This is a genomic window from Pseudomonas sp. B14(2022), assembly GCF_012030485.1.
Classification (GTDB): Bacteria; Pseudomonadota; Gammaproteobacteria; order Pseudomonadales; family Pseudomonadaceae; genus Aquipseudomonas.
Window position 1 is genome coordinate 242,210 of sequence record NZ_JAAUVM010000007.1, and the last position, 20,546, is coordinate 262,755.

The following is a 20,546-nucleotide window of genomic DNA, read 5'->3' on the forward strand; positions in this document are numbered from 1 at the left end:
CGCTACCAAGGACCGCCGCCAATGCCAGCGTTGATTCAAGCCTTTCTGGACGAGGCATCGTCGACCTACACCTATGTCCTGCATGAGGGCGATGATGGCCCCTGCGCCATTGTCGACTCGGTGCTCAACTACGATCCGGCATCAGGGCGCACCGACACCCGTCAGGCGGACAAAGTGATTGCCTATGTGCGCGAACATCGTCTGCAAGTGCAATGGCTGCTGGAGACCCACGCCCATGCCGACCACCTGTCGGCAGCGCCGTACCTGCGCCGCACCCTGGGCGGCAAGATCGCCATCGGCCAAAGCATCAGCAAGGTGCAGGACGTATTCAAGAATCTTTTCAACCTGGAGCCGGAATTTCGCGTCGATGGCTCGCAGTTCGACCACCTGTTCGCGCCGGATGAAATCTTCCACATCGGCACCATCAAGGCCCAGGCCCTGCACGTGCCGGGGCATACCCCGGCGGACATGGCCTACTTGATCGACGACCGCTTGATCCTGGTCGGCGACACCCTGTTCATGCCCGATGTCGGCACCGCTCGCTGCGACTTCCCCGGCGGCGATGCGCGGCAGTTGTATGCGTCGATGCGCAAGCTCTTGGCCTTTGCCCCCGATACCCAACTGTACGTGTGCCACGACTACCCGCCCGAAGGCCGCGAGGCCAAATGCCTGACTACGGTGGCCGAACAGCGGGCGGGAAATATCCATGTGCATGACGGGGTGGATGAAGCGACGTTCGTGGCGATGCGCACCCAACGCGATGCCGGGCTGGGGATGCCCACGCTGTTGTTGCCGGCGATCCAGGTGAATGTGCGAGCGGGGAATATGCCGCCGGCGGAAGAGAATGGGGTTACTTACTTGAAGATACCCCTCAACCAACTCTGAGATGCGGGAACAATGTGGGAGGGGACCTGCCCCCTCCCACATTGGTAATCTGTTGCATCAGCTACCGAGGCTGATGCCATTGGCAGGCAACGGCAACGCTGTTTTGTAGCGCACTTGCTTGAGGGCAAAGCTGGAACGAATATTCGCCACCCCCGGCACCTTGGTCAAAAAGTCCATCATGAACCGCTCCAGCGACTGGATCGTCGGCACCAACACCCGGATCAAATAGTCCGGATCGCCGGCCATCAAATAGCACTCCATCACCTCGGGCCGGTCGGAAATCGCGCCTTCAAACTGCTGCAACGCCAACTCGTTCTGTTTTTCCAGGCTCACATGGATAAACACGTTGACGTGCAGCCCCAGCAAATCGGCGTCGAGCAGGGTGACCTGCTCGCGAATCAGGCCCAGTTCTTCCATCGCCTTGACCCGGTTGAAACAGGGTGTAGGCGACAGGTTGACCGAGCGGGCCAGGTCGGCGTTGGTGATCCGCGCATTCTCCTGAAGGGCGTTGAGAATGCCGATATCGGTACGGTCCAGTTTGCGCATGAGACAAAATCACCTGTTTATTATGTTTATGCAGGTTTTTTATCCGCAATTGATCGCGGGCGCAACGAAACAGAGATAAATATTCTTCTACGCCACGCCTATGATTGTTGTAGGACAAGATTTCTCTTACCCGGAGACTGACTGTCAGCTAGCGCGCCCACTACAAGAAATTCACAAGATCGAGCGTAGAAAGCCATGAATCAGCCGTATGCCCCACTGCGCCTGCACGTTCCCGAACCGTCGGGTCGCCCAGGCGGCAAGACCGACTTTGCCTACCTGCGCCTGACCGACGCAGGCACCGTGCGCAAACCCGCCATCGACGTAGAACCCGCCGACACCGCCGACCTGGCCAAGGGCCTGATCCGCGTGCTCGACGACCAGGGCCAGGCCCTGGGCCCGTGGGCTGAAGGGGTTCCGGTAGAGATCCTGCGCAAAGGCATGCGCGCCATGCTCAAGACGCGGATCTTCGACAACCGCATGGTGGTCGCCCAGCGTCAGAAAAAAATGTCGTTCTACATGCAAAGTCTTGGCGAAGAAGCCATCGGCAGCGCCCAGGCCCTGGCCTTGAACATCGACGACATGTGCTTCCCCACCTACCGCCAGCAAAGCATCCTGATGGCCCGCGACGTGCCGCTGGTGGACCTGATCTGTCAGTTGCTGTCCAACGAGCGCGACCCGCTCAAGGGCCGTCAGCTGCCGATCATGTATTCGGTCAAGGATGCAGGCTTCTTCACCATTTCCGGCAACCTCGCCACCCAATTCGTACAGGGTGTAGGCTGGGGCATGGCCTCGGCGATCAAGGGCGATACCAAGATCGCCTCGGCCTGGATCGGCGACGGCGCCACCGCCGAATCCGACTTCCACACCGCCCTCACCTTTGCCCACGTGTACCGCGCGCCGGTGATTCTCAACGTGGTCAACAACCAATGGGCGATTTCCACCTTCCAGGCCATCGCCGGTGGTGAAGCCACCACCTTCGCCGGACGCGGCGTCGGCTGCGGCATCGCCTCCCTGCGCGTGGACGGCAACGACTTTATCGCGGTGTACGCCGCCTCCGCCTGGGCCGCCGAACGCGCGCGCCGCAACCTCGGCCCAACCCTGATCGAATGGGTCACCTACCGCGCCGGTCCGCACTCCACCTCGGACGATCCGTCCAAATACCGTCCCGCCGACGACTGGAGCCACTTCCCGTTGGGCGACCCGATTGCCCGCCTCAAGCAGCACCTGATCAGGATTGGCCAGTGGTCCGAAGAGGAACACGCGGCGGTCAGTGCCGAACTGGAAGCCGAGGTGATCGCCGCGCAGAAACAAGCCGAACAGTACGGCACCCTGGCCGGTGGTCAGATTCCAAGCGCCGCGACCATGTTCGAAGACGTCTATAAAGAGATGCCGGAGCACTTGAAGCGCCAGCGTCAAGAGTTGGGGATCTGACATGAACGATCACAACAACAGCATCGAATTGGAAACCGCCATGACCACCACCACCATGACCATGATCCAGGCCCTGCGCTCGGCCATGGATGTGATGCTTGAACGTGATGACAACGTGGTGGTGTTCGGCCAGGACGTCGGTTACTTCGGCGGTGTGTTCCGTTGCACCGAAGGCTTGCAGACCAAGTACGGCAGCTCGCGGGTCTTCGACGCACCGATCTCCGAGAGCGGCATTATCGGCGTGGCCGTGGGCATGGGTGCCTATGGCCTGCGCCCGGTTGCCGAGATCCAGTTCGCCGACTACGTCTACCCCGCCACCGACCAGATCATCTCCGAAGCGGCGCGCCTGCGTTATCGCTCGGCCGGCCAGTTCACTGCACCGCTGACCATGCGCATGCCCTGCGGCGGCGGCATCTACGGCGGCCAGACCCACAGCCAGAGCATCGAAGCGGTGTTCACCCAGGTCTGCGGCTTGCGCACGGTGATGCCGTCCAATCCCTATGACGCCAAGGGCCTGCTGATCGCCTCGATCGAAAACGATGACCCGGTGATCTTCCTCGAGCCCAAACGCCTGTACAACGGCCCGTTCGACGGCCACCACGACCGCCCGGTAACGCCGTGGTCGAAACACCCGCAGGCGCAAGTGCCGGACGGTTACTACACCGTGCCGCTGGACGTGGCCGCCATCGTGCGTCCGGGCTCGGCCGTCACTGTGCTGACCTACGGCACCACCGTGTATGTGTCGCAGGTCGCCGCCGAAGAAACCGGCATCGACGCCGAAGTCATCGACCTGCGCAGCCTGTGGCCGCTGGACCTGGAAACCATCGTCAAATCCGTGAAGAAGACCGGCCGTTGCGTGGTGGTGCACGAAGCCACCCGCACCTGCGGCTTTGGTGCTGAATTGGTGGCGCTGGTGCAGGAGCATTGCTTCCACCACCTGGAAGCGCCGATCGAACGCGTCACCGGTTGGGACACCCCCTACCCGCACGCGCAGGAGTGGGCGTATTTCCCAGGCCCGTCCCGAGTGGGCGCGGCGTTGAAACGGGTCATGGAGGTCTGAATGGGCACGCACGTTATCAAGATGCCGGACATTGGCGAAGGCATCGCGGAAGTTGAACTGTCGCAGTGGCATGTGAAGGTCGGCGACCTGGTCGTCGAAGACCAGGTGTTGGCGGATGTGATGACCGACAAGGCGATGGTGGACATTCCCTCTCCGGTCCATGGCAAGGTGATTTCCCTCGGCGGCGAGCCGGGTGAAGTCATGGCAGTGGGCAGTATTCTGATCAGCATTGAAGTGGAAGGTGCGGGCAACGCCAAGGAGGCGCCCGTGGTGGCGGAGCCGGTGAAAGCGGCTCCCGTTGTCGAGGCCAAACCGGCACCGGTGATTGAAAGCCAGCCCGCGCCGGTCGTGACCGCACAGACCCCTGTGGCCCGCGATGTCGACGAACGCCCCCTGGCCTCCCCCGCCGTGCGCAAGCACGCGCTGGATGCCGGGATTCAACTGCGTCTGGTACAGGGCTCCGGCCCCGCCGGGCGGATCCTGCACGAAGACCTTGACGCCTACCTGCAACAAGGGCCGTCAAAAGCTTCGACGGCAGCCAACCCTTACGCCGAACGCAACGACGAAGAACAGATCCCGGTGATCGGCATGCGCCGCAAGATCGCCCAGCGTATGCAGGAAGCCACCCGGCGTGCCGCGCATTTCAGCTATGTGGAAGAGATCGACGTCACCGCCCTCGACGAGCTGCGCGTGCACCTCAATGAGAAGCACGGCGCCACGCGCGGCAAGCTGACGTTGCTGCCGTTTATCGTGCGCGCCATGGTCGTGGCGTTGCGGGATTTCCCGCAGATCAACGCGCGTTACGACGACGAAGCCCAGGTCATCACCCGCCTCGGCGCGGTGCATGTGGGCGTCGCCACCCAGAGCGACGTGGGCCTGATGGTGCCGGTGGTGCGTCACGCCGAGGCACGCAGCCTGTGGGGCAACGCCGAGGAAATCGCGCGCTTGGCCAGCGCCGCGCGCAATGGCAAGGCCAGTCGCGATGAACTGTCGGGATCGACCATTACCCTGACCAGCCTGGGCGCCCTGGGCGGTATCGTCAGCACCCCGGTGCTGAACCTGCCGGAGGTGGCCATCGTTGGCGTCAACCGTATCGTTGAGCGGCCGATGGTGATCAAGGGCCAGATCGTGATTCGCAAAATGATGAACCTCTCCAGCTCCTTCGATCACCGCGTGGTCGATGGCATGGACGCGGCGCAATTCATCCAGGCCATTCGCGGCCTGCTCGAACAACCCGCCAGCCTGTTCCTGGAGTAAGGGCATGACTCAGACATTGCATACCACGCTGCTGATTATCGGCGGCGGCCCTGGCGGTTATGTGGCCGCCATTCGTGCCGGCCAACTGGGCATCCCGACGATCCTGGTGGAAGGCCAGGCGTTGGGCGGCACCTGCCTGAACATCGGCTGCATTCCGTCCAAGGCCTTGATTCACGTAGCCGAGCAGTTCCAGCAAACCGTGCACCACAGCCAGGGTTCCCAGTTGGGAATCGAGGTGGATGTGCCGACCCTGGACATCCGCAAAAGCGTGGAATGGAAAGACGGCATCGTCGACCGCCTGACCACGGGCGTCGCTGCACTGCTTAAAAAGCACAAAGTGCAGGTGATCCACGGCTGGGCCACGGTGGTGGACGGCAAGACCGTCGACGTCGGCGACCAGCGCATCCAGTGCGAACACCTGCTGCTGGCCACCGGTTCGACAAGCGTCAACCTGCCGATGCTGCCGATTGGCGGGCCGATCATCTCCTCCACCGAAGCCCTGGCGCCGACCCGCGTGCCCAAGCGCCTGATTGTGGTGGGCGGCGGCTACATCGGCCTGGAGTTGGGGATTGCCTACCGCAAGCTCGGCGCCGAGGTCAGTGTGGTCGAGGCGCAGGACCGCATCCTGCCGGCCTACGACGCCGAGCTGACGCAACCGGTGAACGAATCGCTCAAACAGTTGGGCGTGAAGCTGTACCTCAAGCACAGCGTCACCGGTTTCGAGCACAACAGCCTGCAGGTGCGCGACCCGAATGGCGACACGTTGTCGCTGGCGACGGACCAGGTGCTGGTGGCCGTTGGTCGTAAACCCAATACCCAGGGCTGGAACCTCGAAGCGCTGAACCTGGAGATGAACGGCGCGGCGATCAAGATCGACAGCCGCTGCCAGACCAGCATGCGCAATGTGTATGCCATCGGCGACCTGAGCGGCGAGCCGATGCTGGCGCACCGGGCCATGGCCCAGGGCGAAATGGTTGCCGAACTGATCAGCGGTCAACACCGCGAATTCAACCCGGCCGCGATCCCGGCGGTATGCTTTACCGACCCGGAACTGGTGGTGGTCGGCAAGACGCCCGATGATGCCAAGGCCGCCGGCCTGGACTGCATCGTGTCGAGTTTCCCATTTGCCGCCAACGGCCGCGCGATGACCCTGGAGTCGAAAACCGGCTTCGTACGGGTGGTGGCACGCCGCGACAATCATCTGATTGTCGGCTGGCAAGCGGTCGGCGCCGGCGTGTCCGAGCTGTCCACCGCCTTCGGCCTCAGCCTGGAAATGGGCGCACGCCTGGAAGACGTGGCCGGCACCATCCACGCCCATCCGACGCTCGGCGAAGCGGTGCAGGAAGCTGCGCTCAGGGCGCTGGGGCATGCGCTGCACCTGTAAATAACCCCCCCCCTGCAGGAGCGAGCTTGCTCGCGAAGAACCTGAGGGCGCCGCGTTCATTCTGGTTTCACGCGTTATCGTTGACGATTTTCGCGAGCAAGCTCGCTCCTGCAAGGGACGCGGGGGATGCGAACGGGCCTGCGAATGAAGTATTGTTGCGCCCATTCAGAAAAAAACCGACTTGACCAAAGATAGAGGGTGTCATGGGTAACGAAAGCATCAATTGGGACAAGCTGGGTTTTGACTACATCAAGACCGACAAGCGGTTTCTCCAAGTCTGGAAAAACGGCGAATGGCAAGCCGGCACCCTGACCGACGACAACCAGCTGCACATCAGCGAGGGCTCTACCGCCCTGCACTACGGCCAGCAGTGCTTCGAAGGCCTCAAGGCCTACCGCTGCAAGGACGGTTCGATCAACCTGTTCCGTCCGGACCAGAACGCCGCGCGCATGCAGCGCAGCTGCGCCCGCCTGCTGATGCCGCACGTCCCGACCGACGCGTTCATCGACGCATGCAAACAAGTGGTCAAGGCCAACGAGCGGTTCATCCCGCCGTACGGCAGCGGCGGCGCGCTGTACCTGCGCCCGTTCGTGATCGGCACCGGTGACAACATCGGCGTGCGTACCGCGCCGGAGTTCATCTTCTCGGTGTTCTGCATCCCGGTCGGCGCCTACTTCAAGGGCGGCCTGGTGCCCCACAACTTCCAGATCTCCACCTTCGACCGCGCCGCGCCACAGGGCACCGGTGCCGCCAAGGTCGGTGGCAACTACGCCGCCAGCCTGATGCCGGGCTCGGAAGCGAAGAAATCCGGTTTCGCCGATGCGATCTACCTGGACCCGATGACCCACTCGAAAATCGAAGAAGTCGGCTCGGCCAACTTCTTCGGGATCACCCACGACAACAAGTTCATCACACCGAAGTCGCCTTCGGTGCTGCCAGGCATCACCCGCCTGTCGCTGATCGAACTGGCCCAGACCCGCCTGGGCCTGGAAGTGGTCGAAGGCGAAGTGTTCATCGACAAGCTGGATCAGTTCAAGGAAGCCGGCGCCTGCGGCACTGCCGCGGTGATCTCGCCGATCGGCGGTATCCAGTACAACGGCCAACTGCATGTGTTCCACAGCGAGACCGAAGTCGGCCCAATCACCCAGAAGCTCTACAAAGAGCTGACCGGCGTGCAGACCGGCGACGTCGAAGCGCCAGCGGGTTGGATCGTAAAAGTCTAAACCCGCAACACCGCACATCAAATGTGGGAGAGGGCTTGCCCCCTCCCACATTTGTTTTGCAGTGTTCTTAGGATTGAGTCGGAATATTCTCGGCAACCTTCTTGCCCATGCTGATCCTCGCCTCCACCCCATACCCCAGCGCCTCGTAGAACCCCGCCACCGCCTCATTGCCACTGGTGATCTGCAGGTTGATCTTCATGCAGCCCAGGGCCGTCAATGCCTGTTCCGCATGCCGCACCAGCGAGGAACCCAGGCCATGACGCCGATAGTCGGCGTGCACGGCCACCGAATACAGCCAGCCGCGATGGCCGTCGTAGCCGGCAAGAATCGTCCCGATCACGGTTTTCTTGTCCGTCGCTACAAAAAACAGCCCGTCATTGACCGCCAGTTTCTTATCGATCGCCAAGGTCGGCAGGTTATGCGCCGTGTCATAACCAAAAGCCTCCTGCCATAACGCCACCACTTGCGCCCGGTGCTGACGGTCGCGGTACGGCCCGATGGGATGGCGCGACAACAGCGCCTTTTCCATCACCAGCGTGCGCTCATTGCCGTGGTAGACGTCGCGTACCGTGTGAAACCCCAGTTTGGTGTAGAACGGCTCGGCGGTCAGCGAAGACGGCACACTCAGCGTCGTCACCCCCGCTTCCCGCGCGCGCAGTTCGATTTCAATCATCAGCAACCGGCCAACGCCCTGCCCTTGCGCCGCCGGATTGACGAATACCGAGCGCACCACATTGGTATCCAGGGCCGCCGTGGCGACGATCACCCGGTCCTGGACCGCCACCAGCACCACACGCCGCTTGAGCAGCTCCAGCACCGCGTCCGGCGTGAAGTTGCTGGCCACCCGGGCAATCACATCCGCCGGATAATCCCGCGCATTGCTGCTGTGCAAGGCCGCCAGGATGACCTGGCTGATCCCTTCGGCATCGGCGGATTGGGCGAGACGTACGACGGTAGACATGATTCCTCCTGGCTGAGACAGCTATGGCAAATACCACAATACCCTCTCCCGCCTTTTGATCCCATTACAGACCTCACAGCCGATTCGGCTGCATCACCCACCTTTTCAGCTTTACCCGCTGGGCGCGCCCCTTGTTTCAGCCGGGATTCATCGGCCCGAACGCAGACAATAGCCCGGCTGCCCACGCTTGCTGCGCCGAGCTACGCACAGCAGAAAACGCTCGCCGCGTTCACCGCAGCCCCTCTCGAACAACAAGGAGCCTCTCCATGACCCGCTACATCGACGTCAACGACCTCAGCTATCTGGTCGCGCAAAAAGGCTTGCAAACCTGCATCATCGAAATGGCCGAGTACATTCGCGCCGACTACCTGCGCTGGCAGGATTTCGAGAAGTGCGCACGCCTGGCCAATCACTCCCCGGAGGGTGTGATCGAACTGATGCCGGTGTCCGACGCCTCGCTGTATGCCTTCAAGTACGTCAATGGCCACCCGAAAAACACGCTGGCGGGCATGCTCACGGTCATGGCATTCGGCGCCCTGGGCGATGTGGACACCGGCAAACCGTTGCTGCTGGCCGAAATGACCCTGACCACCGCCATCCGCACTGCCGCCACCTCGGCACTGGTGGCGCGCTACCTGGCCCGTGACAACAGCCGCAGCATGGCGTTGATCGGCAACGGCTCCCAGAGTGAGTTCCAGGCCCTGGCCTTCCACGCGATGCTCGGCATCGACGAGATTCGCCTGTTCGATATCGACACCAAGGCCACCGCCAAGCTCGCAGCCAACCTCAAAGCGTTCCCGGCGATCAAGGTGATCCTCGCCGCCAGCGTGGCAGACGCCGTGAAAGGCGCGGATATCGTCACCACCGTTACCGCCGACAAAGCCTACGCCACCATTCTGACCGACGAGATGATTGAGCCGGGCATGCACCTCAACGCCGTGGGCGGCGACTGCCCGGGCAAAACCGAACTGGACCGACGCATCGTCGAGCGCGCCCGTGTGATCGTCGAGTACGAACCCCAAAGCCGCATCGAAGGTGAGATCCAGCACATGCCGCACGACTCACCAGTGACCGAACTGTGGCAGGTGATCAACGGCCAGCTCCCTGGCCGCGAACACGCGCAACAGATCACGCTGTTCGACTCAGTCGGGTTTGCCATCGAGGACTATTCGGCCCTTCGTTATGTGTTGGATGCAGCCAAGGCACTGGACCTGGGCAGCGACTTGGAACTGGTGCCCGTGTTGGACGACCCCAAGGACCTATTTGCCCGCCTGACCCTGCAGCCTGCCGCGCAACAGAAGAAACGCGCCTGACACCTGCAGGCCCAGTGGCAAAGTCATGCAGACGTTGGCCAGGGAAGGCCGTACCATACTTGTCACGCAACCGTTGAACGCTTGCTCACCCTTCTTCCCAACCGTTTGAAGTGAACCCCATGGATACCAAGGCCAACGGACCCCACTCCGCCCCTGCGCTGGATCGCATCGATGAGGCGATCATCGAAGTGCTGCGCCATCAGGGGCGTATCACCTACGAAAAGCTCTCGTCACTGGTGCACCTCACCCCCAGGCCCTGCCTGGAGCGGGTGCGAAAGCTGGAGCGACGCGGGGTGATTCGTGGGTATGGGGCAATCATCGATGTGCAGATGGTCTCGCCAGGGCTGTCGCTGCTGGTGCTGGTGGCCTTGTCCAACCAGAGCGGGCGCTCGGCGCAAAAGGCCTTCGAAGCGTGTATGAAGGCCTGCCCCCAGGTGTTCGAATGCCAGCTGATCAGCGGGCCGTTCGACTACAGCCTGCGCATGCGCTGCCGGGATATGGAGCACTACCGGGTGGTATCGGAGATCTGGCTGAACAACGATGAGTTGCACATCGATAAGTTGGTGGCGCATCCGGAGTTGGCGGTGGTGAAGAATACCGCCATCGAACTGGCCTGAGCCCCACTCGCCAAGCCAATGAGGATCGAATGTGGGAGCAAGTCGAATCGTCGCACCGCCCCTCCCACATTTTTAACCATGCCCGCTTAAGATTTTCTTACCTTGGCGCGCCCCCACCAGCTTCGCCTGCCCATCCTTCTGCTTGCCCGTGCGCGCCTCGCTGATCAACCCCGGTATCAACTTGCCCTCCGGCAGATTCTTCCAGAACCGGCTCGGCAAGTGCCCTTCCATCACTTTGGGGTTCAACCGCGCCGGGTTGAAGATGTGGCTGTAGTACGTCAGCCACATCGCGCTGTGGGGATCCTCGACGTTCTGCGCCAGCTGCCGCCACGCCTCGGGGCACTCACGCTGGTGGAGTAACTGTTCGCCGTCGTAGTACACCCCGTCCAACGGCGTGGCGATCATCCAGCGATGGCGCCCCATGCGCCCGACAAAATGCTGGCTGGCCGACTTGAGAATGTCATGGGCCGGTTCATGCCAGGCCACGTACTCCGGCAGCTCAGGCCCCGCCCCTGCCGGCAAGGCGATAAAGCGCACAAACGCATGCAGGTGATGGGCCTCACGGCTGACCTGCTTGATGCGCCGCTGCAACTCGCTGCCGAGCTTATCCCCCGCCAGCATCGCGGTGCGGTCGCCATGGCTGACGCGCCACAACACCTCATACAACAGACTCCAACGCTGATCACCTTGGTAGCAGGCGGCCGACTCCAGCAATTCCAGCAGCGCCTTGGGAATTCGCGCCTGGAACGGACCCAAGCCTTCGGGGATCGGCTCATCGGTCGCAAACAGGTCCGCCGCCTGCACCTCGCCCCAGCTCACCTGGCTCGGGTCGACCTGATGGCTGAGCAGCCAGCGCGCCTGTTCGCGCCAGGTGCTGAAAAGGTTGTCGCATTCCAGGCTGATCATCCCCACAACCCCATCTGCTGCGGCTGCGGGCGGTCACGCAGTTGTTCGCGCAGCAGCACGCTGGTGCTGTCGGCCTGTTGCGGGTGGTAGTCACTGGTGATGAAAAACGGCTTGGCCTTGGCTAGCACGCAACGCATGCGTGCCAGGTCTTCAAAGCGGATCTTGCGTTCGCGGCGCAGGTCCACCAGGCGCTGGGTGGTGCGCAGGCCGATCCCTGGGATGCGGGCGATCAAGGTCGGCTCGGCGCGGTTCAGGTCCAGGGGGAACACCTCGCGGTGTTCCAGGGCCCAGGCCAGCTTGGGATCAATGTCCAGGGCCTTCAAAGAGTTCGTTGGCGCTGAAGCCGTAGCTGCGCAGCAGGAAGTCGGCCTGGTACAAGCGATGCTCGCGCATCAACGGCGGCGCGGCCAGGGGTACGCTTTTCGGGCTGTTGGGGATGGGGCTGAAGGCCGAGTAGTACACGCGGCGCAGCTTGTAGTTGCCATACAGCGCCTCGGCACTGTGGAGGATGGTGCTGTCGTCGGTCTCGTCGGCGCCGACGATCATCTGGGTGCTCTGACCCGCCGGGGCGAAACGCGGCGCGCGGGGTTCGTTCAGGACCGTCTGCTCGCCGGTATAGATGGTCTGCATGGCCTGCTTGATCGAGACGATCTGTTTTTCCGGCGCCAGGGTTTGCAGGCTGGCATCGGTGGGCAGTTCGATATTCACGCTGAGGCGGTCGGCGTAGCGCCCGGCCTCGGCAATCAGCGCCGAGTCGGCTTCGGGGATGGTCTTGAGGTGGATGTAACCGCGAAAGTCATGCTCTTCGCGCAGCAGTTTGGCCACCCGCACCAACTGCTCCATGGTGTAGTCGGCCGAACGAATGATGCCCGAGCTGAGGAACAGCCCGCTGACGCAGTTGCGCTTGTAGAAATCCAGGGTCAGGGTGACCACCTCCTCCGGGCTGAAGCGTGCGCGGGGCACGTCGCTGGAGCGGCGGTTGACGCAGTATTGGCAGTCGTAGAGACAGAAGTTCGTGAGCAGTACCTTGAGCAAAGATACGCAGCGACCGTCCGGCGTGTAGCTGTGGCAGATGCCCATGCCATCGGTTGAGCCCAGCCCCGCCTTGCCTTCCGAACTGCGCTTGGGCGCGCCACTGCTGGCGCAGGAGGCGTCGTACTTGGCGGCGTCGGCGAGGATGCTGAGTTTTTCGATCAACTGCATGGAGGGCTACCGATACTGGTTTTTTGTACAGTATCAGCCAGCCCCCCGTGTCACAAGTGCAGCTTGTCAGCTGGCGGTGGCGAGGAGCAGATCCTGCACCGAACGCGCCTTGCCGCGGCTACGGTCGTTTTCAAACAGCGACGCTGCAATCTCATCCGCACGAATCGGCAGTACCGACAGCAGCGTATCGCTCAAGCCATGACTGGCCTGGCTGAAGCCCTGGATGTAGATGCCGGCCTTGCAGCGCTCATCGGTGACGATGCGGTAGTCGCGCGCCACTTCAAAATCACCCAGATACTCCTCCAGCGGCGCCAGCAGTGCGCGATGCGTCTCGCGCTCGTAGCCGGTGGCAAGGATCACCGCGTCGTAATGGTTGACGCTGGTTTCGCCGTTGGCGTTGTTGCGCAGGGCCAGTTCGATGCCCAGGGGGCCGGGGGTGACCTTCTCGACCACGGTCATGGTGCGGAAGGCCTGGCGGGCGATGCCGGAGACTTTCTGGCGGTAGAAAATCCCGTAGATGCGCTCAATCAGGTCGAGGTCGACCACCGAATAGTTGGTGTTCTGGTACTCGGCGACCAGGCGCTCGCGCTCGGCACCGACTTGCTGGAACACCAGGTCGGTAAAGGCCGGCGAGAACACTTCGTTGACGAACGGGCTGTCATCGGCCGGCTTGAGTGCCGAACCGCGCAGGATCATGTCGACCTGCACCGAGGGGAAGCTGTCGTTCAGGTCGATAAAGGCTTCGGCCGCACTCTGGCCACCGCCGATGATTGCGACGCGCATCGCCTTGCCGTCCACGCAAGGCTGGGTGGCCATGCGCTCCAGGTACTGGGAATGGTGGAACACCCGGCTGTCGCCCTTGAGGGCCTTGAACGCTTCGGGAATACGCGGTGTGCCGCCGGCGCTGACCACCACCGAACGGGTGGTACGCACATGCTGCTCGCCCAGCGCATCGCGGGAAATCACGCGCAGCGCCTCCACCTGCTGCTGGTGCAGGATCGGCTCGATGGCCAGCACTTCCTCGCCGTAGCGGGCCTGGGCCTGGAACTGCCCGGCAACCCAGCGCAGGTAGTCGTTGTACTCCATGCGGCACGGGTAGAAGGTGCCCAGGTTGATGAAGTCCACCAGGCGGTCATGGGCTTTCAGGTAATTGACGAAGGAGTACGGGCTGGTGGGGTTGCGCAGGGTCACCAGGTCCTTGAGGAACGAAATCTGCAATTCGCTCTGGGTCACCAGGGTATTGCCGTGCCAGCGATAGTCGGCCTGTTTGTCGAGAAACAGCACGTCCAGTTTGCCCTGCGCCTTTTCGCGCTCCTGCAGGGCGATGGCCAGCGCCAGGTTCGAAGGGCCAAAACCGATACCGATCAGGTCGTGAACCGCGGGCGAAGCAATTGCCTGTGTCATTCCAGTGTCCTCTGGATAAGCCCCTTGGCGGTGGGGCGGGAATACCTTCGAGACCTGCACAACAGGTCATGTGTTGATAGGAAACGAGGACAATGAAATAAAATTTACCTGATCAGTGATCAGTGCGCGTCCCACTCGCGTATCCGCACCCGGCAGTGCTTCATGGCATTGACAATGTGTTTTTCCACCAGGGTGCGGGAAATACCCAGGCGCTCGGCGATTTGCAGGTGGCTCAGGCCCTCGAGTTTGCGCAGCAGGAAGCTGTCGCGACAGGCCGCCGGCAGCTCGGCCAGGGCGCGTTCGAGCATAGCCAGGCGTTGGCCGTAGTCGTGGGTGGCATGGGGCGAACCGGCGGCGAAGCGCTCCTCGCTGTCGAGTACATCCAGGGGTTCGACCTGGCGCAAGGCGTTACGCCGGTGACCATCGATCACCAGGTTCAGCGCGGTGCGATACAAAAACGCACGGGGCTGTTCGATGGGCGTCTCGCTGGAACGTTCCAGCACCCGGACATAAGCGTCATGCACCACATCCTCGGCCACCTGGCGGTTGCCCAGCTTGGCGTTGAGGAAGCACACCAGCTCGCGATAGTAGTTTTCCAACATGACTCCTGGCCCCCGGGCGGCGGCATTTGGTCCTGCAGGAGCGAGCTTGCTCGCGAAGTACCTCAACGATAACGCGGGAAACCAGAGTGAACGCGGCGTCCCTGAGCTCTTCGCGAGCAAGCTCGCTCCTACAACAAATACAGGCCATTCAGTAATGGCAGTTTGGGTAGGTGCAATTTATAGTAATTCTCATCTACTTTTAAACAAGACTTGCATCTACAGGCCGATTTTTTTCTGCACACGACCTGTAACCGCTTATGTATCAGCCTAAATCTTTGGGCAATTCTCTCGTTTAACTGTCAGCTCTGCGCAACTGCGCTCCGAACTTTCCTGGCTGGAACCTAAGCATGAAACGCCCTCGCCCTGCCCGACGCGCCTTGCTAGCTATTGCGTGCCTGATTCCCATCATCGCCGTCGCCGCCTGGCAGGTATTGCCGACGGGGGGTGAGACCCTGACCACCGTTACCGTCACCCGCGGCAATATCGAAAACAGCGTCACGGCCCTGGGCACCCTGCAACCGCGCCGGTATGTCGACGTGGGCGCCCAGGCGTCCGGACAGATTCGCAAGATCCACGTCGAAGCCGGCGACCAGGTCCAGGAAGGCCAATTGCTGGTGGAGATCGACCCCTCGACGCAAAAAGCCAAGCTCGACGCCAGCCGCTATGCCATCGAAAACCTCAAGGCGCAGCTGCAGGAGCAGAAAGCCCAGCACGCACTGGCGCGCCAGAAGTACCAGCGCCAACAGCGCCTGGCCGCCGGCAACGCCACCCGCGAGGAGGATGTGCAAACCGCCAAGGCCGAATTGAGCGCCACCCAGGCCCGAGTCGATATGTTCCAGGCGCAGATTCTCCAGGCCCAGGCCAGCCTGCGCAGCGATGAAGCGGAGCTGGGCTATACGCGCATCTACGCACCGATGACCGGCACCGTGGTGGCGGTGGATGCGCGGGTCGGCCAGACCCTTAACGCCCAGCAGCAGACCCCGCTGATCCTGCGGATCGCCAAGTTGTCGCCGATGACCGTGTGGGCGGAAGTCTCGGAAGCCGACATCGGCCACGTCAAACCCGGCATGACCGCCTATTTCACCACCCTCAGCGGCGGCAACCGGCGCTGGTCCAGTACCGTGCGGCAGATCCTGCCGATCCCGCCCAAGCCGCTGAATGAAACCCAGGGCAGCGGCAGCCCCAACAGTTCCAGCAAGAGCGGCAGCGGGCGCGTGGTGCTGTACACCGTGCTGCTGGACGTGGACAACAGCGACAACGCGCTGATGGCCGAAATGACCACCCAGGTATTCTTCGTCGCCAGCCAGGTCAAGGATGTCCTCACCGCACCGGTGGCCGCGCTGCTGGGCACCTCAAGTGCCGACAAACAGATCGCCCGCGTGGTCGCCACCAACGGCCGCATCGAAGAACGTGAAGTGCACCTGGGCATCAGCGATCGCCTGCGGGTCGAAGTGCTCGACGGCCTGCACGAAGGCGATCACCTGCTGATCGGCCCGGCCGACGGCAACGGGGGTTGAGGTGACCACACCCCTGATCGAACTCAAGAACATCCGCAAATCCTACGGCGGTGGCGACAGCCCGCAGGTTGACGTGTTGCGCGGCATCGACCTGTCGATCCATGCCGGGGAATTCGTCGCCATCGTCGGCGCTTCCGGTTCCGGCAAGTCCACGCTGATGAATATCCTCGGTTGCCTCGACCGCCCAAGCACAGGCGAGTACCTGTTCGCGGGGGAAAACGTCGCCCACCTGGACAGCGACGAACTGGCCTGGCTGCGCCGCGAGGCGTTCGGCTTTGTGTTCCAGGGCTACCACCTGATCCCCTCGGGCTCGGCCCAGGAGAACGTCGAGATGCCGGCGATCTATGCCGGCATCAGCGCTACCGAGCGCCATGCCCGCGCCCACGCCCTGCTCACCCGCCTGGGCCTGGCCGAGCGCACCGGCAACCGTCCGCACCAGTTGTCCGGCGGTCAGCAACAGCGCGTCTCGATTGCCCGCGCGCTGATGAACGGCGGCCACATCATCCTGGCGGATGAACCCACCGGCGCCCTCGACAGCCACAGCGGCGCCGAGGTGATGACCCTGCTCGATGAACTCGCGAGCCAGGGCCATGTGGTGATCCTGATCACCCACGACCGTGAAGTGGCGGCGCGGGCCAACCGCATTATCGAGATTCGCGATGGCCTGATCATCAGTGACTCGGCCGATGACGGTACCGCGCCCCCACCGACCACCGGCGGCGCGTTGCAAGCCGTGGACCTGCGCCAGCGCTTGGCCGACGGCACCGAACACAACGGTGCCTGGAGGGCCGAACTGGTGGACGCCGTCCAGGCTGCGTGGCGGGTGATGTGGATCAACCGCTTCCGCACCTCACTGACCCTGCTGGGGATCATCATCGGCGTGGCCTCGGTGGTGGTGATGCTGGCGGTCGGGGAAGGCAGCAAGCGCCAGGTCATGGCGCAGATGGGGGCGTTCGGCTCCAACATTATCTACCTCAGTGGGTCATCGCCCAACCCGCGCACGCCGCTGGGTATCGTGACCCTCGACGACGTCCACGCACTGGCGGCATTACCCCAGGTCCAGCGCATCATGCCGGTCAACGGCAGTGAGGCCGGGGTGCGCTTCGGCAACGTCGACTACATGGCCTATGTGGGTGGCAATGACACCAACTTCCCGGTGATTTTCAACTGGCCGGTGGTCGAGGGCAGTTACTTCACCGCGGCCGACGAGCGCGCCGCCGCCACCGTGGCGGTGATCGGTCACCGTGTGCGTGAAAAGCTGTTCAAGGGTGAGGTCGACCCCATCGGCCAATACATCCTGATTGAGAACGTCCCGTTCCAGGTGATCGGCGTGCTGGCGGAAAAAGGCGCCAGCTCCGGCAACAAGGACAGTGATGACCGTATCGCCATCCCCTACACCGCCGCCAGCGTGCGCCTGTTCGGCAGCTACAACCCCGAATACGTGGTGATTGCCGCCGCCGATGCGCGCAAGGTCCGCGAGGCCGAGGTGGCCATCGACCAGTTGATGCAAAAGCTGCACAACGGCAAGCGCGACTACGAGCTGACCAACAACGCGGCGATGATCCAGGCCGAGGCGCGCACCCAGAACACCCTCTCGCTGATGCTCGGCTCGATTGCCGCGATTTCCCTGCTGGTAGGCGGCATTGGCGTGATGAACATCATGCTGATGACCGTGCGCGAACGCACCCGCGAGATCGGCATCCGCATGGCCACCGGGGCGCGCCAGCGCGACATCCTGCGCCAGTTCCTGACCGAGGCGGTGATGCTGTCGGTGGTCGGCGGACTGTGTGGCATTGCCCTGGCCCTGCTGGTGGGCGGCGTGCTGGTGCTGGCCCAGGTGGCGGTGCAGTTTTCCCTGGTGGCGGTGCTTGGCGCATTCGGTTGCGCATTGGTCACCGGCGTCGTATTCGGCTTCATGCCGGCCCGTAAAGCTGCCCGGCTCGATCCGGTTAAGGCGTTGACCAGTGAATAAACGATCCATCCCCGCGCACCTGCCCGCACTCGGCCTGTGCCTGCTGCTCACGGCCTGCGCCGGTGACCCGCCCGCCGTGGACAGCGGTATCGCGCCGCCGGCCGCCTGGCAGTTCGCCGAACGCGACGCCGCCCAGGCCACCAACCAGCGCTGGTGGACACAGTTCGGCAGCCCGCAGTTGAACCGCCTGGTCGACCAGGCCCGACGTGACAGCTTCGACGTGGCCGCCGCCATGGCACGCGTGCGCCAGGCCCAGGCCACGGCGGTGATTGCTGGGGCGCCACTGTTACCCGAGGTGACGTTCAACCTCGCCACCAGCCACCAGAAACTGCTGCACGGCCCGGGCGGACCAGACCTGGACGCTTCGCAAAGCGATGACGCCGTCGACAATTTCGGTGTCAACCTTACCGCCAGTTATGAGGTGGACTTCTGGGGCGGCCGCGCCGCTGCCCGTGACAGCGCCCTGCACAGCCTGCGCGCCAGCGAGTTCGACCAGGCCACCGTGGAGCTGACCTTGCTCAGCAGCGTAGCCGACCGCTACGCGCAAACCCTCGCGGCCCGCCAGCGCCAGCAGATCGCCGAGTTGAACCTGGCCAATGCGCGTAACGTGCTCGACCTGGTGCAGACCCGCTACGACGCAGGCTCCGCCACGGCCCTGGAACTGGCCCAGCAGAAAAGCCTGGTGGCCAGCCAGCAACGCCAACTGCCGTTGATTCAACAACTGGCCGAAGAATCCCAGATCACCCTTGCCGCCCTCCTCGGCCAGCCGGTTCAGGCCCTGGACCTGGGCGCCGAACCTTTCCAGGACCTGACCTGGCCAACCATCGGTGCCGGCATGCCCAGCCAGCTGCTCAGCCGCCGGCCGGACATCGCCAAGGCCGAGGCCCAACTGGCGGCAGCGCAGGCGGACGTCACCGTGGCCCGCGCCGCCATGCTGCCGGCCCTGACCCTCGGCGCCACACTCGGCTCCGACGCCTACAAGGCCCTGGACGTCCTGCGCAGCCCCTACTACACACTGACGGCCGGCCTGGTCGGGCCGATCTTCAACAACGGCCGTTTAAGCGCCGAGCGCGACAAGGCGCGCGCCCGCCAGGATGAGCTGTTGCAAACCTACCGAGGCGCGATCATCAATGGCTTTGCCGATGTGGAAAAAGCCCTCAGCAGCATCACGCGCCTGGACCAGCAGCGCCAATGGCAAACGGAAGAACTGCAACAGGCCCAAACCGCCTTCCAGATCGCCGAAAGCCGCTACCAGGCGGGGGCCGAAGACTTGCTCACGGTGCTGGAAACCCAGCGCACCCTGTATGCCGCCCAGGACTTGAACGTGCAATTGCGACTGTCGCGCCTGCAGGCCAGCATCGCGCTGTACAAGGCATTGGGCGGCGGTTGGAAAACCAAAATCTGATAAACAAAACTCCAATTTCGTACACGAGTCGTCTACCGCCCCTACATTCCTCGCCCCAGGTTCCTTGGTAAAAAATGCCGCTATCACACGGCTGCCAGGGACCACTGGATGAATGTTGCAAAATACCTCGCGTGCGGCTGTTTCTGGTTGATGGCAAACCTTGGCCAGGCAGAGCCACTGATCAAACCCACCGCCATTGATTGGCTGCTCGACTGCCCCCTTCCCGCCGCCGAACGGCTGGACCCCGAGGTGCTGTCGCGCACCCAGTGTGGCATCGTGACCGTACCGCGCAATTACGCGGCGCCGCGTCAAGGCAGCATCCGTCTCAACCTGACCCGTGTGGGCGCCCGCGAGCCGCTGAACCGCGCCGGCCTGGTCTTTGCCCAGGCCGGCAACGCCTCGAGAAGCAACACCGGCGGCACCTTCGCCATTAAGTTGGCCAGCCGCTGGAGCGACTACTCCACTCAGGCTTACCGCAGGCTGCTCAATTACTATGACGTCATCGAACTCAGCCCCCGCGACCTCAAGCACGACAAAAGCGTCGAACAGGCCGCACGGGACATGGAGTTCGTACGTGCCCAACTGGGCGATGCGCAACTGCTTTACCTGGGCAATGCTGACGCCTCGCGGCTGGGCAACCGCTACGGGACGCTGTATCCGGAACGCGTCGCGCGCATGGTGCTGGTCAATGCCCCATACGGAGAAAAGGCCGCACCCTTGGTCGAACAGCTGCACCTCAAGGAGGCGGCTCAGACGGGGACCAGCGGCTGCGTCAGCCAGTGGGTCGGCGACTTCCTGGCCTATGGCAAGCAACCACCCCCTTCTACGCGCTGCCTGGATTCGGGTAATTGGGAGTAGGG

17 protein-coding genes and 1 pseudogene are annotated in these 20,546 nt (G+C 63.0%); 12 read left to right on the forward strand and 6 right to left on the reverse strand.

Translation table 11 applies throughout. The features are described from left to right. The first annotated feature begins 21 nt into the window (after positions 1-21). Positions 22-885 carry an MBL fold metallo-hydrolase gene (locus tag HCF10_RS13575; protein WP_131698176.1) on the forward strand — a complete coding sequence of 288 codons (864 nt, stop codon included), beginning with the start codon at positions 22-24 and terminating at the stop codon, positions 883-885. Between the two features lie 57 nt (positions 886-942). Here HCF10_RS13575 and bkdR read toward each other — a convergent pair whose 3' ends face one another. Then, on the reverse strand, positions 943-1,431 hold the full coding sequence (gene bkdR, locus HCF10_RS13580) for a Bkd operon transcriptional regulator BkdR (RefSeq protein WP_003174877.1): 489 nt from the start codon (positions 1,429-1,431) through the stop codon (positions 943-945). A 195-nt stretch (positions 1,432-1,626) separates the two neighbouring features. Here bkdR and HCF10_RS13585 point away from each other — a divergent pair, with 195 nt between their 5' ends. From HCF10_RS13585 to HCF10_RS13605, 5 genes are all read left to right on the forward strand, one after another. Then, positions 1,627-2,862 carry a 3-methyl-2-oxobutanoate dehydrogenase (2-methylpropanoyl-transferring) subunit alpha gene (locus HCF10_RS13585; RefSeq protein WP_167655732.1) on the forward strand — a complete coding sequence of 412 codons (1,236 nt, stop codon included), beginning with the start codon at positions 1,627-1,629 and terminating at the stop codon, positions 2,860-2,862. A 1-nt stretch (position 2,863) separates the two neighbouring features. Then, positions 2,864-3,922, forward strand: coding sequence for an alpha-ketoacid dehydrogenase subunit beta (locus HCF10_RS13590; RefSeq protein WP_032888135.1), 1,059 nt, complete (start codon positions 2,864-2,866; stop codon positions 3,920-3,922). Further along, entirely contained in the window at positions 3,923-5,179 is a 1,257-nt protein-coding gene (locus HCF10_RS13595; protein WP_167655733.1) for a dihydrolipoamide acetyltransferase family protein, read from the forward strand. A gap of 4 nt (positions 5,180-5,183) precedes the next feature. Continuing rightward, positions 5,184-6,563, forward strand: a complete 1,380-nt coding sequence (gene lpdA / locus HCF10_RS13600; protein ID WP_131698179.1) for a dihydrolipoyl dehydrogenase — start codon at positions 5,184-5,186, stop codon at positions 6,561-6,563. A gap of 203 nt (positions 6,564-6,766) precedes the next feature. Beyond that, entirely contained in the window at positions 6,767-7,786 is a 1,020-nt protein-coding gene (locus tag HCF10_RS13605; RefSeq protein ID WP_167655734.1) for a branched-chain amino acid aminotransferase, read from the forward strand. A gap of 67 nt (positions 7,787-7,853) precedes the next feature. Here HCF10_RS13605 and HCF10_RS13610 read toward each other — a convergent pair whose 3' ends face one another. Next, positions 7,854-8,747 carry a GNAT family acetyltransferase gene (locus HCF10_RS13610; protein ID WP_167655735.1) on the reverse strand — a complete coding sequence of 298 codons (894 nt, stop codon included), beginning with the start codon at positions 8,745-8,747 and terminating at the stop codon, positions 7,854-7,856. 266 nt (positions 8,748-9,013) lie between these two features. Between HCF10_RS13610 and HCF10_RS13615 the strand changes: the two genes are divergently transcribed. Both HCF10_RS13615 and HCF10_RS13620 read left to right on the forward strand, forming a co-directional pair. Beyond that, positions 9,014-10,060 (forward strand): ornithine cyclodeaminase, encoded by a 1,047-nt coding sequence (locus tag HCF10_RS13615; RefSeq protein ID WP_145336190.1) that lies wholly within the window; start codon positions 9,014-9,016, stop codon positions 10,058-10,060. A 119-nt stretch (positions 10,061-10,179) separates the two neighbouring features. Beyond that, positions 10,180-10,677 (forward strand): Lrp/AsnC family transcriptional regulator, encoded by a 498-nt coding sequence (locus tag HCF10_RS13620; RefSeq protein WP_090406061.1) that lies wholly within the window; start codon positions 10,180-10,182, stop codon positions 10,675-10,677. A 72-nt stretch (positions 10,678-10,749) separates the two neighbouring features. On the opposite strand, the gene HCF10_RS13625 is transcribed toward HCF10_RS13620, so the two are convergent. From HCF10_RS13625 to HCF10_RS13640, 4 genes and pseudogenes are all read right to left on the reverse strand, one after another. Beyond that, entirely contained in the window at positions 10,750-11,583 is an 834-nt protein-coding gene (locus HCF10_RS13625) for a TIGR03915 family putative DNA repair protein (protein WP_167655736.1), read from the reverse strand. Continuing rightward, a pseudogene (locus HCF10_RS13630) lies at positions 11,580-12,786 on the reverse strand (putative DNA modification/repair radical SAM protein). Before HCF10_RS13630 ends, HCF10_RS13625 begins: the two are co-directional and overlap by 4 nt. 66 nt (positions 12,787-12,852) lie before the next feature. Further along, positions 12,853-14,190: a lysine N(6)-hydroxylase/L-ornithine N(5)-oxygenase family protein gene (locus HCF10_RS13635; RefSeq protein ID WP_131698185.1), complete on the reverse strand. Its 1,338-nt coding sequence runs from the start codon at positions 14,188-14,190 to the stop codon at positions 12,853-12,855. 119 nt (positions 14,191-14,309) lie between these two features. Continuing rightward, positions 14,310-14,792: a sigma-70 family RNA polymerase sigma factor gene (locus tag HCF10_RS13640; protein WP_131698186.1), complete on the reverse strand. Its 483-nt coding sequence runs from the start codon at positions 14,790-14,792 to the stop codon at positions 14,310-14,312. A 347-nt stretch (positions 14,793-15,139) separates the two neighbouring features. Between HCF10_RS13640 and HCF10_RS13645 the strand changes: the two genes are divergently transcribed. The 4 genes from HCF10_RS13645 to HCF10_RS13660 all read left to right on the forward strand — a co-directional run bounded on the left by HCF10_RS13645 (position 15,140) and on the right by HCF10_RS13660 (position 20,544). Further along, entirely contained in the window at positions 15,140-16,309 is a 1,170-nt protein-coding gene (locus tag HCF10_RS13645) for an efflux RND transporter periplasmic adaptor subunit (RefSeq protein WP_131698187.1), read from the forward strand. Position 16,310: 1 nt separating this feature from the next. Next, positions 16,311-18,281 (forward strand): MacB family efflux pump subunit, encoded by a 1,971-nt coding sequence (locus tag HCF10_RS13650; RefSeq protein WP_167655737.1) that lies wholly within the window; start codon positions 16,311-16,313, stop codon positions 18,279-18,281. Then, on the forward strand, positions 18,274-19,686 hold the full coding sequence (locus tag HCF10_RS13655; protein WP_167655738.1) for an efflux transporter outer membrane subunit: 1,413 nt from the start codon (positions 18,274-18,276) through the stop codon (positions 19,684-19,686). The genes HCF10_RS13650 and HCF10_RS13655 overlap by 8 nt, the downstream gene beginning before the upstream one ends. A 108-nt stretch (positions 19,687-19,794) precedes the next feature. Continuing rightward, positions 19,795-20,544, forward strand: a complete 750-nt coding sequence (locus HCF10_RS13660; RefSeq protein ID WP_167655739.1) for an alpha/beta fold hydrolase — start codon at positions 19,795-19,797, stop codon at positions 20,542-20,544. The last annotated feature ends 2 nt before the right edge of the window (positions 20,545-20,546 follow it).